The organism is Pirellulales bacterium (assembly GCA_035546535.1).
Classification (GTDB): Bacteria; Planctomycetota; Planctomycetia; order Pirellulales; family JACPPG01; genus JACPPG01.
Genome location: DASZWQ010000079.1, coordinates 18,864 through 33,180, shown reverse-complemented (window position 1 = coordinate 33,180; position 14,317 = coordinate 18,864). Strand labels below are relative to the sequence as shown.

General features: G+C 63.9%; 11 protein-coding genes. 4 read left to right on the top strand and 7 right to left on the bottom strand.

Annotated features, from left to right (window positions below):
- Window positions 1-2: 2 nt before the first annotated feature.
- The 4 genes from VHD36_10435 to VHD36_10420 form a co-directional block, all read right to left on the bottom strand.
- Window positions 3-1,259 carry a cysteine desulfurase gene (locus VHD36_10435; protein ID HVU87728.1) on the bottom strand — a complete coding sequence of 419 codons (1,257 nt, stop codon included), beginning with the start codon at window positions 1,257-1,259 and terminating at the stop codon, window positions 3-5.
- Window positions 1,260-1,300: 41 nt separating this feature from the next.
- Window positions 1,301-1,750, bottom strand: coding sequence for an iron-sulfur cluster assembly scaffold protein (locus VHD36_10430; protein HVU87727.1), 450 nt, complete (start codon window positions 1,748-1,750; stop codon window positions 1,301-1,303).
- Window positions 1,751-2,009: 259 nt separating this feature from the next.
- On the bottom strand, window positions 2,010-3,392 hold the full coding sequence (locus VHD36_10425) for a cytochrome c peroxidase (protein ID HVU87726.1): 1,383 nt from the start codon (window positions 3,390-3,392) through the stop codon (window positions 2,010-2,012).
- Between the two features lie 241 nt (window positions 3,393-3,633).
- A complete protein-coding gene (locus VHD36_10420) occupies window positions 3,634-4,119 on the bottom strand; it encodes a histidine phosphatase family protein (protein HVU87725.1) in 486 nt (161 codons plus the stop codon).
- Window positions 4,120-4,208: 89 nt separating this feature from the next.
- Between VHD36_10420 and VHD36_10415 the strand changes: the two genes are divergently transcribed.
- Window positions 4,209-4,625, top strand: a complete 417-nt coding sequence (locus tag VHD36_10415) for a hypothetical protein (GenBank protein ID HVU87724.1) — start codon at window positions 4,209-4,211, stop codon at window positions 4,623-4,625.
- Between the two features lie 53 nt (window positions 4,626-4,678).
- Here the strand turns inward: VHD36_10415 and VHD36_10410 are convergent, their stop codons facing one another.
- On the bottom strand, window positions 4,679-5,656 hold the full coding sequence (locus VHD36_10410; protein HVU87723.1) for a hypothetical protein: 978 nt from the start codon (window positions 5,654-5,656) through the stop codon (window positions 4,679-4,681).
- A gap of 101 nt (window positions 5,657-5,757) precedes the next feature.
- A complete protein-coding gene (locus VHD36_10405) occupies window positions 5,758-8,856 on the bottom strand; it encodes a YCF48-related protein (GenBank protein ID HVU87722.1) in 3,099 nt (1,032 codons plus the stop codon).
- A gap of 272 nt (window positions 8,857-9,128) precedes the next feature.
- Between VHD36_10405 and VHD36_10400 the strand changes: the two genes are divergently transcribed.
- Both VHD36_10400 and VHD36_10395 read left to right on the top strand, forming a co-directional pair.
- Entirely contained in the window at window positions 9,129-9,851 is a 723-nt protein-coding gene (locus VHD36_10400) for an RluA family pseudouridine synthase (protein ID HVU87721.1), read from the top strand.
- Window positions 9,852-9,988: 137 nt separating this feature from the next.
- Window positions 9,989-11,365 (top strand): POT family MFS transporter, encoded by a 1,377-nt coding sequence (locus VHD36_10395; protein HVU87720.1) that lies wholly within the window; start codon window positions 9,989-9,991, stop codon window positions 11,363-11,365.
- Between the two features lie 39 nt (window positions 11,366-11,404).
- On the opposite strand, the gene VHD36_10390 is transcribed toward VHD36_10395, so the two are convergent.
- Window positions 11,405-12,553: a potassium channel family protein gene (locus VHD36_10390; protein HVU87719.1), complete on the bottom strand. Its 1,149-nt coding sequence runs from the start codon at window positions 12,551-12,553 to the stop codon at window positions 11,405-11,407.
- A gap of 589 nt (window positions 12,554-13,142) precedes the next feature.
- On the opposite strand from VHD36_10390, the gene VHD36_10385 reads away from it, so the two are divergent.
- Window positions 13,143-13,967: a hypothetical protein gene (locus VHD36_10385; protein ID HVU87718.1), complete on the top strand. Its 825-nt coding sequence runs from the start codon at window positions 13,143-13,145 to the stop codon at window positions 13,965-13,967.
- Window positions 13,968-14,317: the final 350 nt, after the last annotated feature.

The following is a 14,317-nucleotide window of genomic DNA, read 5'->3' as shown; positions in this document are numbered from 1 at the left end:
GGCTATTTCTTCTTGCGAAAGACGCGCTTGGCGTCCGCCAGCGCCGTGCCAAGCAACTCGATCTCGGCCAGCGTGTTGTAGAAGTAGAAGCTGGCCCGGGCACTGGCATTGATTCCCAGCCGCTTGTGCAAGGGCATGGCGCAGTGGTGACCGGCCCGCACGGCGATGCCCCGCCGATCGAGCAACTGGGCGATATCGTGGGCGTGAATGCCGTCGAGCGTGAAGCTGACGATGCCCCCCTTGAATTCCGTTTCCGGGCCGAGAATGTGTACGCCTCCGACTTCGGCCAGCACCTGGTGTGCCCGCTCGGTGAGAATCCGCTCGTAGGCGTGGATGTTGTCCATGCCGACGTGATTCAAGTAATCGATCGCGGCACCTAGGCCTATGGCCGGTACGATCGGGGGCGTGCCGGCTTCGAACTTCGCCGGCAACTCGGCCGGCTCGAAGGAATCGAGCTTCACGCGGCGAATCATGCTGCCGCCGCCGAGGAACGGGGGCATTGCTTCGAGCAGCTCGCGGCGACCATACAAGATGCCCACGCCCGAGGGCCCCAGCATCTTGTGCCCGCTGAAGGCCAGGAAATCGACGTCCAGCGCCTGCACGTCGGTCGTCATGTGCGGCACGCTTTGCGCGGCATCGACCAGCACGACGGCGCCGGCGGCGTGCGCTTGGCGCGCGATGTCGGCGACGTCGTTGATCGTTCCCAGCACGTTCGACACCGCGGTGACCGCGACCATTTTGGTCCGCGGCGTTAACAGCGCCGGAAGCGCCGCCCTGTCGAGCCGGCCGTCCGGCGTGATCGGGATGTATTTGAGCTTCGCCCCTCGCTCGGCCGCCAATTGCTGCCAGGGAACGAGATTCGAATGGTGCTCCATCTCGGTGAGCAGGATCTCGTCATCGGCCTTGACGTTGGCGGCGCCCCAACTGCGAGCCACCAGGTTGATTCCCTCGGTCGTACCATAGGTGAAGATCACCTGCTCGCGGGCGGGCGCGTTGATGAACGCGCGGACCTTTTCCCGCGCCTCTTCGTACAAGTCCGTGCTTTGATCGCTGAGCCAATGAATGCCGCGATGGACGTTGGCGTATTGCTTTTCGTAAACGTCGACCAGCGATTGGATGACCTGCCGCGGGCGCTGCGTGGTAGCGCCGTTGTCGAGATACACCAGCGGCACATCGTCGTGCAGCCGCACGGAGAGTATGGGAAAGTCCTCGCGCAAGGCCGCGGGATCGAGCGGTAATACCGGCGTCAACGTACTCATCGGTAGTCCTTTAATCCCGGTCCTTCCAAGCCCGGCGCGGTTTATTTCTGCGCGGGTCCCGGGCTGGCTTGTTTCGTCGCGGCGTCCGCGCCGTTGGACGCCGAGCTGTCGCTCGGCGAATAAATCGCGGCCTGCAACACGCGCCAGGAAAGCAGGCAGCACTTCTGCCGGTTGGGCGTCAGTTTGGCCCCGAACAGGCGCAGCATGTCCTCGGCCGTGAAATGCTTGACCTCTTCGACGGTCTTCTGATCGAAATGTTCGACCAGCATCGACGCCGCGGCCTGGCTGATGCAGCAGCCGTCACCGTCGAAATAAACTTCCTGGATTTTGCCCGCAGCGTCGACCGCCAGGTCGATGCGCACCACGTCGCCGCACAGCGGGTTATCGTCTTCGTGCGAGTGCGTGGCATGCGCCACCCGCCCGCGATGGTACGGCTCCTCGTAGTGCTCGAGAATATGCTCCTGGTAGAGCTCGTCTTCGCTGCTGGGCATAAATACGTGGCTGACGTGTCAAACAAAGAGGAATCGGGCAAATTCGGCCAGCGTCCCTGCAACGGAGCCGTGGCACCGGCCTGCAGGCATGACACAAGTCTAGGCCTGGGGTCAAAGACCGACAACCGGAGCATCGCCGCCACCGCCGCGCAAGCGGTCGCGCGCTCGAATCTGCGCGAGCAGGCATGCGCTCTCCCGGCCGGGACACTCCGGGGCGCCGCAAGCGTTTTCGCTGTTGAGAGCGCCGCGTCCAGGCGTGCTATTTCGGCAGGCGACCGGTTTCGACTTTCGGGAAATCGCCCGTGCAGGCCTTCATGAATTCGACCAGGTCCGCCTTTTCCTGATCCGTCAGATTCAGCTTCTTGATCTTCGGATCGAGCGTCGGATTCGGGTGACCTCCCTTGTCGTACCAGGCCACGACTTCTTCCAGCGTCTTGTGCGATCCGTCGTGCATGTAGGGAGCCGAATGGACCACGTTGCGAATCGTGGGAGTCTTGAAGGCGCCTTTATCTTTTTCTTCCTTGGTCACGTCGTAGCGACCGAGGTCCGGCTTTTCGGCATCCATGCCGACACCCAGGTTGTGATACAGCTCGTCCGAGAGATTCGGGCCGACGTGGCAGGCCGTGCAGCCCCCCTTGTCGCCGAAGAAGATCTCGCGTCCGCGCAGCGCGCTTTCCGACATCGGGTGCGCGGCCGCATCGGCCTTGTTCTTCTCGTACGCTGCCCACGCCTCAGGATCTTCTTTCAGATCGTCCAAGTCGGCGTTCGCGTAAACGCGCATTAGCTCGTTGTAGTCATACGGCGACGGCCCGGTGACGATCGCGCGCTCGAAAGTGGCAATCGCTTTGGCGATATTGTCGATGTTGATGCTCGAACCGCCGCTGCCGCCGAAGACCTTGTCGAACTCCACCTGGTAGCCTTCGATCTTCTTGATCGTGCCCACGGCTTCCTCGTGGGTGTTGGCCATTTCGATCGGGTTGGCGACGGGGCCCTTGGCCTGCTCTTCGAGGCTGGCCGCGCGGCCGTCCCAGAATTGCGCGCCGCTGAAGATGCGGTTGTACGAGATGGGCGAGTTGCGGCCGCCCGTCTGCCCGCGCACGCCCACGCCAAATTGGGTGTGGGCGCCGAAGCCCTGCTCCGGATCATGGCAACTGGCGCAACTGACGGTACCGTCGACCGAGAGCCGCTTGTCGAAATAGAGCTGTCGCCCCAGCTCGATCATCCCCCGCGACATGGGATTGGCGTCCAGCACGGCCTCGGCCTGCGGCAGACCGAGGTTCAAGCCCTGCGGCAGATCGATTTCCAGCGGTTCGAGCGTGCCCGGCTTGTCGAACCAGGCTTTGATCTGCTCGACGGTGAGATCGCCCTCGCCGGGGATACCGGCCGTCAATTCGGGCGAGCCGAGCAGGACGCGATTGCCGCCGGCCGCCGGCGTGTTCTTTCCGGTGACGGCGGCCGTCTCGCCGGCTTCCGCCTGGGCCGGCTCCGTCGATTCGGCGGTTGCCGCGTCGGTCTTTGTTTCCGTGGCGCTCTTGGATTTCGCCGACTTCTTTTCGGCCGGCTTTCCGCAGCCGATGGCAACGATGAACAAACAGCACGCGAGCCCGCAGATTGCGGCGGCGAAGTTGGTGCGAAATCGCATGTTCGAATCCTGTAGTGGCATGGGATATGTGGATGGAGGCAGGCCGGCGGACAAGACGGGGGGCCCTTCTGACGCACAGAGTGCGAAACGCCGAAAACCCGGCGTCCAGGCCAGAGAGTATCCGATAAAATTCTAGGGTCTTCAAGCGGCCGGGAAAGGGAGGGAAACCGAGGCCAACCGCGCGCGGCGAAGGCCGCCGCAGCAGGCCCATTCTCATCGGCCGGCGGGTCCCGACCCGGTTTTAACAGCGCAGCAGGTCGGCCGTCGCCAGCCAGACCAACTCGCCAGCGCCGGCAGCAATCGGCCCCGCAAAGCGAACCGCCGCCACGGCCCCTTTCTCACAGCCGATCTGTCCATTACTCGCCCCCATCAGATCGGCCGCCAGGCTCTCGACGTCCGGCGCATGACCGACCCAGGCCACGTCGCCCGATTGTTCGCGCGTCCATTGCAACAGCGGCTCCAGCCGGCCGCCGGGCGACAAATCGGCCAGCACGGCGAGCGCAGGCGAGCCTGGGCAAACGTCGCAGATGATGTCGGCCGTTTGCCGGGCACGAACCAAGGAGCTCGTCGCCACGGCCGTGGGCAGAAACTCGCGCTTGACGAGTTTCTTCACCATGCGTCGAAACCGCTTTTTCCCCTTGTCCGTCAGCGGCCGCAGAGAATCGTCCGGATACGCAGGATCGCCGTGCTGCCCGGCCCAGGCGTGGCGAACAATATAGATGAACATCGGCGGTGCTTCTCGGAGGAGGGAGCGTTAAATCGGACAACAACGTGCGGTTACCAACGAAACCCTGTCAGGTGCGGAGATCGGAATCGATGAATGAGGCAAGGCCCTTCGCCGTACGCATTCTAGCGGCCCTGATTGCGGCTGCCGGAACGCCCTACGCGATCGTGATTCTCGTATCGACGTTCGTCAATCCCGCTATTCCATTGCTGTTTGCCCCCGGCTGGTTTGTGTATGTCGCCCTGATCTGGACTGCGTTCGGTTGGCGATTACGGGGCGACCCGTTCACGACCTGGATTTCTTGCATGATTGTGAACGGCTTTTGGGTATGGCAACTGAATCCCTACTTTGAATTTGATTCTCGCGATTCGATTTTGAGACACTATACGACCATTTACTCATGGGCCGCGGTACTTGTTGCACTGGTCGCACTGATCATAGAACTGTGCGCGCACCTTCAAATCCGCGAGTCGATACGCGAGGTTCGCAAGTGGTTAAATTCTCGGTAATCGCGAGTCTTGGATCACACCCGCCCAACCGACCACTAACTTTTGGGACGCCCTTACTTTACGCGCCACAATTGCCGGTCGTCGATCCCCAGCGCCGTTTGCAGGGCCGCGATGTCGCGTTTGAACCGTCGCGCGTCGCGCGAATAGCCGGCCGTGGGACGCAGCTCGGGCAATTGCCGGCACCAGTAATCGTTGAAAGCCCGCATCGCCAGCTCGCGCAGATACTTGGCGGTCATCGAGGCCAAGGCCACGGGCAAGGCCCGTTCGCCCCGACAACGGAACGAAATCGTGGTGCGTGTTTCGGCGGGGCCGAACACGTAGCGGCTTTCCAGGTTCCCTTCGCAGCGCGCTTCGACCAGCCATTCCGGAAAATAATGCTGCACCAAGGGCGCGTAGAAATCGCGGCCGCCGTGCTTGTCGCAAATGACCGACACCCGAGCGCCGGCCAGCGGGGCCATCATTTCCGAAACCAGCTCGAGCGTGATGGCCGAAAGCGCCGTGCTCTTGTTGCCGAGTTCTTCGACCAGGTTGTTGAATTGTCCGGGAAACACGGCGCGGCCAGCGACGGCGCGCAAGCGGATGCCGCTGCGGTCGAATCCCGCCCGCATCTTCGCGGTCAGGCGATCGATCTCTTTCGTCTCGGCAGCCAGCGGCAGGAGGGCTTCATAGTCGGCGTGCCAAGGATCCGTGTCGCCGTCGGTCCCCTGCGGGCACAGCGCGTCCCACGCTTCGTGCCAGGTGGCCGGCCGCTGGTCGAGCGTCGCCAGCGCCACCAAGACACCCTGCTCCAAGAGCGAGATGCCATCGGCCGGGCTGTAGAGCGCCTTCGAATCGGCGATCGCAACGCGCCGGGGCAGAGTCTTCGCGCCGCGTTTGACCCGCCGACCGACGCAATGCCGCAGCCGCTCGTAGAGGTTCGTGTCCGAGGGCTCGAGACAATCGTCCGGCACTTCCCAGACGGTCGCGGCAACGACGAGCGGGCCCAAGGGGGGACCGTAACCTGCTTCATCCGTGCCGATGAGGTAACTCACGTCGCGCGCCTTCCGTGTATACGACTGCCAACTGCCGACGGCGACCACGCAATCGGTCGCAAGAATTCGATGTCGAGCTGGTCCGCTTAGATTAAGGCGCTTTATTCAAAGATTAAATACCCGCCGCCCTGCCGCGTGCCGGCGACCGTAGCCGGGCGCGTCCACGATTGCAGGCCGACCCCCGGCACGATTCGCTGTAAACCGAGCGCCCAGACCGTTTTTGGCCCGACCGGCTCGGCCGAGAGATGGCCGAGAGGAAGCGCCGCCTCGATCGTCCAATTCTCCTCCCCGCGCGACTGGGCCACGAACCAGCGCGGGTTCCAGCTCGGGTCGCCCCAACAATCGTCCGACGTCCAGCCGCGATGATCGACCGCCAGTCGGTAGAACGTGGTCCAATCGCGATCGACATCCAATCGCAGCTCGACCCGATCGTGGGCGTCGAGATCGGCGTCGCGCTCGCGGGTGCGCGACTCGGACGGGTACCTGGCCAAGGGCGCGCAGCGGCAATCAATGGCCACGTACAGAAACTCTTCGTCGTAGGCCAGCATCACGGTGGCCGGCCACTGGGCATCATCCGACAGCGGGCTGGTGAGCTCCAAACGGTCGGCCTGCTGCCACGCGTCGTCGGTCAGGTCTCCGTCGAGGCGTGGCTTGGCGGCCGTTTTCCGCACGATGGCGGCCGATTTCGGCGCCGCGCCGTTGCCGTCGAGCAACCATTGCTCACCGCGCGCGCAGCCCCACCAGGCGTCGTGCGGTCGAGTCTTGGCAATCATGCCGTAGAAGCGATCCGGATCCGCGCCCGCGCCCGCCGCGCGCTGCCGCGCCGTGGCGAGCGGAAACTGCACGTGAAAATCACTCCACGCCTGGGCGTCGATGCGCTCCAGCAGCTTGCCGAACTCGATGGCTCGCGCGGCCCGCCGGGCAACGTTGCTCACGGCCGCAGTTGTTTCACGGTACCCGGCTTGTTGGATACCGCCTGGCAAGACCTGGGCGGCAGGCGGAATCGAGTCGCCGATCGGTCGGACACCTCCGGGGACGCGGGCCAGCGGCTTCAGCCGCGGTTCGTCGGACGACTGCGTGCGCGCGAGCGCCTCGCCGCTCGACCAATATGGCACAAGCCACGCGAGCGCCGGTACGCAAAGAGCGTGATTCGGAAATTTTTCGGTCAGCAATTGCAACGTCGACGCGGCGTAGTCCCAGTGTCCGTCATTGCGGTAGGTTTGCGCCAGCTCGAATAATGTCTGGCCGGCGGTTTCCGGATCGAGCCCGCGAATCAAATCGCCGATCTGCCCCAACAGCGCCGGGCCGCCGTGGTCGGCGCGCTGGGAGTGAGCCAGGATGGCTTGCAGGTTGCGATGCTTTTCGGCGATCTGCCGCATCGTATCCATGCCGGCGCGTCCCATCGAGGGAAGCTCGCGCCGCGCGTCGCAACCGGGAGCCAGCGACAGCCCGCTGAAGAAATCCTGCTGCCCCAACCCCTGCCCGATGTTGTCGACATACAAACGAAAGCCCCAGGCGTTAGGGGGCGCGGTGTAGCGATCGGCCAGGAGTCCGCGCGCCGCGCCGGCGTAGTCGGCCAGCGAGCGCGTTAGTCTTGGAGCGAGCTGCGAAGTATTGACGTTCATCGTGCCAAGCTTGCCCGACGGCAAGCTGCCGGCGACTTTCTTGACGGTCCAGGGAGCAAGCCCCGCTGCGTCCAGCTCGGGGAACTTTTCGTTGCTGCTGGCATCCGCGATGGCACGCAGCACGACCTGATTCACCAGGTGCCCGAGCGGATCTTCGCCGGCCGGACTGGCGGCCGAAGTCAGCACGACGTCAGGCCGCCAGATGCGCAATTGCCTGACGAGATACTCTTCCAGCCGTTCGACTCCCTGGCCGGCGTACATGCGGTTCCAGCCATCGACCAACGTCTCGACCGCGGTGTGTACTCCCGGCTGCCGTAGCGGAAAGCCCCACGGTCGCTCGATGGCGCTTGCGCCAATTGCCAAGAAAGCGGCCCGATCACGCGGCGCCTGAATCGCGACGGGATCGGTGTCAGGCTCGGCGTCGCGCCGGGCGATCAGCTCGATGCTCGTGATGAAGCCTTCGTTGGCGGCCAGCCGCGCCACGGCCTCCAGCGGCACGCGCTCGGCGTCGCTGTACACGGCCATGAGCGCCGCGCGCTCGCGGGCGCCGTGCTGTTTTTGCCAGGTGCGGCCGCCGTCGATTGTGACCAGGATGGTGCCGAGCGCTCCGACGGCCCAGCCATGCCGCTCGTCGGTGAATTGCAACCGATTGACAGGCAGCGATTGCCCCGTCGCCTGGCTTTCCCAGGTCGTGCCGCCGTCGGGCGAGTGCCACACGCGCGTGCCGGGGGCGCCGGCGACCCACACGTGTGATTGGCGCGCCTCGACGGCGCGGAAATCGAATTGTTCCGCGGCGGGCGGATCCTGCGGTGCGCGCTCCCATGACTGGCCGCCATCGCGCGAGGTAAGCAGCAGTCCACCGTCGCCGGCCAGCCATCCCTCGCGCGCGCCGGCAAGACACAGGGCACGTGGCTCGCGCAGGCCGTACTCCGCTTGTTGCCACGGTTCGAGTCGCCGGTGGTTCACGGCGGCCCGCGCGCCGCGCCCCCCGGCCAGCGCGGCTCCTTGCGCGTCGGCAAAGGCGGCGACCGACCAATCGCCCGGCTCGCGATCCGCTAGCGGCGTCCAAGAGCGACCTTCGTTGTCCGTATAGAACACGCCGGACGGAAACAAGGGAGACGATTCGGTCAACGCCCAACCCTGTGGGCCAAAGAACTTCACGGCGCGAACCGTCGCGAGCAGGATCCCCTTGTCGGCTTCCCAGGTGCGACCGCCGTCGTAGGTGCGCAGCAGGACGCCCTTGTTCGCGCTGACGTAAGGGCGATAGTCGCCGCCGGCCGCCCAGCCGTTGTCGAGGTCGTTGAAATGAACGCTGCGGAGCGTGCAGGTCACGCCCGAGGGAACGAGCGCCCACGATTGCCCGCCGTTTTCGGTTTTCCAGATCGCGCCGCGATCCCCCACGGCCCAGCCGTGCTCCGAATCGACGAAGGCAACGTCGTGCAACTCGGCGTCTTCGAGCATCGCTCGAGCGAGCGTGTTCTCGCCGTCGGCGGCGCCGGCTCGCGGGGCGGAGCTTACGATCGTGACAAGCGCCAGCGGCAGGGTGAGCAACAGCCGCGGCAACAAACCATCCATGGCGACGCCTCGAACGCTACGGTCAGACGGCAAGCAAGCGGCCGGATTTTAGCCGTCCCGCGCGGTACGACCTAGAGCGCCCTCGTACGCCGCATGCCGATTCCGCCCGATGGGGGAAAGCATGGCACTTCCCTGACAACTCCCCAGTCGCGTCCACCAGGATGGCGCGCCGCGTGCGGTATGCTATCACGTGGTTATTCGGAATTTGTGAGTGCCGCGACCGCGCGGCCACGTTTTTCACAGGCTTGCCGACCGTCTTGCCCAGCTAGCGCATGATCGACGACCAGGTTGAGCTGTTGTACGAAGCCGGGCCGGTGCTGGTCGTTTGCAAGCCGGCCGGACTGCTTACCCAAGCGCCGCCGGCCATCGACAGCCTCGAGTCGCGCCTCAAATCCTGGATCAAGCGCCGCGACAACAAGCCGGGCAACGTCTACTTGGGCGTGCCGCACCGGCTCGATCGGCCCGTCTCCGGGGCATTAATCTTTGCGCGGCACGCCCGGGCCGCGCGGCGCCTCTCGGAGCAGTTCGAAGGGCGCTTGGTGCGGAAGATCTATTGGGCCTGCGTCGCCGGCTCGGTCGCGCCCGACGCCGGCACCTGGACCGATTTCGTTCGCAAAGTTCCGGGCGAGCCACGCGCCGAAATCGTCACGGCCGGCCATGCCGAGGGTCGCGAGGCGGTGCTGCACTACCGCGTCCTGGCCCGGCACGGCTGGGGCACGTGGCTCGAAATCGAGCTGGAGACCGGCCGCACGCACCAGATTCGCATCCAGTGCGGTTCACGCGGCCACCCGGTGTTGGGGGATACGCTCTATGGCGCGGCCGAGCTGTTCGGGCCGGAGCACGAAGACGAGCGGTTGCGTGCGATCGCCTTGCACGGCCGGAGCGTGACGTTTCGCCATCCCATGACGCAAGAGATGGTGTCGATCTTGGCGCCGTTGCCCGACCCCTGGCGGCAACTCGGCCTGGCCCCGCCCGACGACGCGCAGCGCCCTTGAAGAAGGGCGGCGGTTGTGCGACTATCCGTGCGCATCGAGCGCCTCGCGACAGCCCGCGCGCAACGAACTTGCCGCGATAGTCCGGCGCGTGATGATCGCCACGCGCTATCGTCCCACTCCGCGAGGAACCGCACACGATGTCGACGACGTACCGCACGGTGCCGGAAGATACCGATCGGATGCCCAGCGGCGTCCCGTACATCATCGGTAACGAGGCGGCCGAGCGTTTCAGCTACTACGGGATGCGGTCGATCCTGGTCACGTACATGACCATGTACCTGGTCGACGTCCACGGACGGCCGACGCCGATGACCGAGGACGAGGCCACGGCCGCCACGTCGTTCTTCTACTCGGCCGTCTATTTCTGCCCGATGCTCGGGGCGCTCTTGTCCGACGGTCTGCTGGGAAAATATCGGACGATTTTCTGGGTCTCGCTCATCTACTGCCTGGGGCACCTGGTGCTGTCGATTGGCGGCACACAAATCGGCAATGCAATGGGGCTCGCGCCGCTTGCGGCACTGCAGTTGGGACTCGCGCTGATCGCGTTCGGCTCGGGCGGCATCAAGCCGTGCGTGTCGGCGAACGTCGGCGATCAATTCGGCGAGCGCAATCGCCACCTGCTGGAGCGCGTGTATTCATGGTTTTACTTCTCCATCAACTTCGGCTCCTCCTTTTCCACGATCTTGATTCCGTGGCTGCTGCACGATGAAAGGTTCGGGCCCCACGTCGCTTTTGGCGTGCCGGGCATCTTGATGGGGGTGGCCACGCTCATCTTCTGGCTCGGCCGCAAGCGATTCGTACACGCTCCGCCTGGCGGGTTGAACTTCGTTCGCGAAGTATTCACGGCCGATGGTTTGCGCGCACTGCGCACGCCGATCGTTGTCACTTTATTCGTGGCCATCTTCTGGAGCCTGTACGACCAAAGCAGCACGAAATGGATTCTGCAGGCCAGGAACATGGATCGCCACGCCTTTGGAATCGAGTGGCATCCCGAACAGATTCATACGCTCAATCCCATCTTGATTCTGATTTTCATTCCCATATTCTCCTACGCGATCTACCCGGCCGTGAATCGGGTGTATCGACTCACGCCCGTGCGCAAAATCGCGATCGGACTGTTCCTGACGGCGCTGGCCTTCGTCGTGTCGGGCTGGATACAGGTGATGATCGACCGTGAACAGACGCCCACGATCTACTGGCAGGGGCTGGCCTACGTCGTGCTGACAGCCGCGGAAGTGATGGTCTCGATCACGGGTCTCGAGTTTTCGTACAGCGTCGCGCCCAAGAGCATGAAGTCGGTGGTCATGGCGATCTGGCTGTTGTCGAATTCCCTGGGGAACGCCGTCACGGCACTGGTGAACACCCTCATTCAATCCGAGGAAGGTCCAAGCAGGCTGTCGGGCGCGAGCTACTACTGGTTCTTCACCGGCCTGATGCTCGTGGCAGCCGTGGGGTTTGCACTGGCGTCACTGACGTTTCCCAAGACCGAAGCTGCCGAGACGGCGGCAGCGTAGAACCCGCCAGGCGCGCACGAACTCAAGCACCAACGCCGGTCACGCGAAATGCTCGTCGCTCGGCGGCCGGGCGCGCAGCTTGCCGATGCCCACGGTGCGCCGCATCCAGGCGCTGGTTTGCCAGTTGTCGACCGTTTCGGTCTCGCGAAATACCGGCGGCACGGCGAACACAAAATACCAACCCAGCGCCACGACGAACGGTTCGTACATCGCCCGCAACTCGGCAAACTTGGCGGCGGCCGTCGCTTCGTCGTGCAAGGGAATGTTCGCTTTCGCGAGCGCGGCCCGCAGATGGGAGAGGGCCGTGTCCGTCATGCGCCCATGGGCATCGATGTCCGGCGGAACGTGGAACACGAGCACCAGGTCCACGGCCGCGTGCCGCGCCATGGCGAAGGTCAGCTGCGCCTGGTACGGCGCAACGTCCTTGATCATTGCGATGATGAGCGCACAGGCGTCGAGCGCGGCCGTGAGTGCCGCCAGCCACGATTGGTTGTCGTGCTGCGAGCGATAGAAGCTCAGCACGGGAAACGACAAGTGGCTTTCCAGGACTTCGGCCGACCACTGTTCCAGATCTTGCAAGAACCGGCGAATGGCCTCCACGTCATGGCTTTCCGCGGCACGCACCAACAGCGCGCCGCCGGACGGCGGCGATCCGGCCCGCGCGTCGAGCATCGAGATGATCGTCTCGCGGCGCGAGAATGCCTGGTACAGCACAGGCAGGTAACCGATGACCACGGCCAGGAAGCCAAAGCCGATGCCCGCTTCGGCCACGGCCAGGAACCGGCCCACGGCGTCGAGCGGCACGACATCGCCGTAGCCGAGCGTGAAGATCGTGGTTCCGCTCATGTACAGGTACTCGGTCCACTGCATCTGCTCGTCGCCGGGCATGTGCAAGATGGTCCCCAACGACCAGTGCAGGCAGGCAAAGGCCACGGTCAAAGCCGCCATCCAACAGGCAAACAACAGCAGAATCGACAGCGGCCCGAAGATGCTCAGACAGCCTTCGCGCATTCGGCCGCGCGGCAAGCGCATGGCGATCAGTCGCCAGGGGACCCATAGGCCGCGATAAAAGAAGCGCGTCAGCCGAAAGCGCCGCGTGACGCGCCGCGGCAAGACCATGGTCTCGAAACCATCCAAGAGCACAAGCGCGAGCAGGCATACGCTCGCGATGACAAGAACGACGGCCATCGTAGGACTCAGCGAAAGGAATAGATCGATGCCGCCGCGGTCGGCCGATCTTCCGCCCGAAACCGACTGGCATGATCTTATCTGGTTTTCCAGGTACGGGAACATGCGGCCGTCTCGTTTGCTGACGATTCCGCAAAAGACGCCCCTTACCGGGACGATTTACCCTTGGACACCCGTGCGTTCTGTCGTCGAAAGGCCACGGCAGCGACCGACTTTCCTGCGGGCATTCGTGGGCACATCAATTCTTCGGGCTTGCCGATTGCCGTGCCCGCACGCTGCGAAAGCGGTGCCCGCACGCTGCGAAAAAGGTTGACGACTCGGCCGGGATCGTCAACCGGAAACCGGATGAGAGCCCGCGCTCCGGTTGGCTCAGGGACCGGACTGCAGATAAGATTGAGCGCCCCGCATCTGTTGCAATTCAAGCAGAGGGAGTTGAGCATAGTTGAGCATGGGCGCGCTTGACGACCAACAAGACGATGTTCGGCGTGGAGTTCGGCGCAATGGGCTCATCGTCTCGGCAATCATCGCGGCGAAGTCCGACCACGCAGGACTAGTCCCGTGATGACACTTACGAACGGCGAGGTGCCCGATGAACGCTGCATTCTCGAAGATCAAGGCGTGGGTCAACAAGGTCGCCGAGACACCTCCCTTCACGCTCGCGGCGCAGCAAGTGTTGCGGCACGTGCGCACAACGGCCATGACGCGCGTTCGCTGGAACATCGCGGAGCGCCCGCACTATCTGCTGGGTGTGTACCGGGGGGCCCAGCAGGCTAAGGTGGAGGGCGTGTCAGAAATCTCCGTCATCGAGTTCGGCGTGGCTTCGGGCGCTGGACTGCTAGCGCTCGAGCGATGCGCCCGTGACGTGGAAATTGAAACGGGGGTGCGAATCAAGGTCTTCGGTTTTGACAGCGGCGGCGGCCTGCCAGAGTCCTGCGGTGACTATCGCGACCACCCTGATTTCTGGACACCCTGCGACTATCCGATGGACGTGGATGCGCTGAAAGCCAAGCTCACGGACCGCACGGAGCTCGTCTTGGGCAATGTGGCAACGACCGTGCCCGAATTCATTAATTCCAGCCATCCGACCGTGGGTTTTATTGCCTACGATTTGGACTACTACTCGTCCACACGACACGCGCTTGCTATTCTGTCAAGCCTCAATCGTAGAAACTTGCGGCGTGTCTTCATGTACTTCGATGACGTGGATTCGGACATCAACCACCGTTTTGCCGGCGAGCTTCTAGCGATTGACGAGTTTAATGACGCCACTGAGGACGTGAAGATCGACCGGTGGCGCGGCGTGCAGCGCTACTCATTGTTTTCGCATCCGCTGTGGCTGCGGCGCATGTACATCGCACACGACTTGCAGGCGATTTCCGCGACCGCCCCCAAACGCTCGCCGCTCCGGTTATGATTCGATGGTCGAGGCCGCCCCAGGAGAAGTGCAAAGTCTGTGGCCGGGGTCTGTGACCCCCGGAGGCCGCACGTGAACTCCCGGCCGCACAGAGGCCCGCTACAGAAGATCCGCGCGCAGAATCTCAACTTTGCAGGTCTCCTGGAGGCCGCCCGCGAAACGTTGCAATTCGCAGGGGCCGTCGATCAGCGCCGTCGATCAGCGTAGCCGAGCACCTTACAGTGCGCTCGCTGGCAACACCTTCCCCATGGTGCCGATTGAAGCGATTAGGCGGGATTTCCCGGCCCGTGACGACGCCTCGAATCCAGGCGGCGCGAGTTGAAATCGGCTTACTCGTTGGCGACAATTGG

Bases quoted from the DNA above. Each gene is read 5' to 3' on its own strand.
- VHD36_10405 (HVU87722.1), bottom strand. From the start codon at position 8,856: ATGGATGGTTTGTTGCCGCGGCTGTTGCTCACCCTGCCGCTGGCGCTT.
- VHD36_10435 (HVU87728.1), bottom strand. From the start codon at position 1,259: ATGAGTACGTTGACGCCGGTATTACCGCTCGATCCCGCGGCCTTGCGC.
- VHD36_10395 (HVU87720.1), top strand. From the start codon at position 9,989: ATGTCGACGACGTACCGCACGGTGCCGGAAGATACCGATCGGATGCCC.
- VHD36_10420 (HVU87725.1), bottom strand. From the start codon at position 4,119: ATGTTCATCTATATTGTTCGCCACGCCTGGGCCGGGCAGCACGGCGAT.
- VHD36_10385 (HVU87718.1), top strand. From the start codon at position 13,143: ATGAACGCTGCATTCTCGAAGATCAAGGCGTGGGTCAACAAGGTCGCC.
- VHD36_10415 (HVU87724.1), top strand. From the start codon at position 4,209: ATGAATGAGGCAAGGCCCTTCGCCGTACGCATTCTAGCGGCCCTGATT.
- VHD36_10390 (HVU87719.1), bottom strand. From the start codon at position 12,553: ATGGCCGTCGTTCTTGTCATCGCGAGCGTATGCCTGCTCGCGCTTGTG.
- VHD36_10400 (HVU87721.1), top strand. From the start codon at position 9,129: ATGATCGACGACCAGGTTGAGCTGTTGTACGAAGCCGGGCCGGTGCTG.
- VHD36_10430 (HVU87727.1), bottom strand. From the start codon at position 1,750: ATGCCCAGCAGCGAAGACGAGCTCTACCAGGAGCATATTCTCGAGCAC.
- VHD36_10425 (HVU87726.1), bottom strand. From the start codon at position 3,392: ATGCGATTTCGCACCAACTTCGCCGCCGCAATCTGCGGGCTCGCGTGC.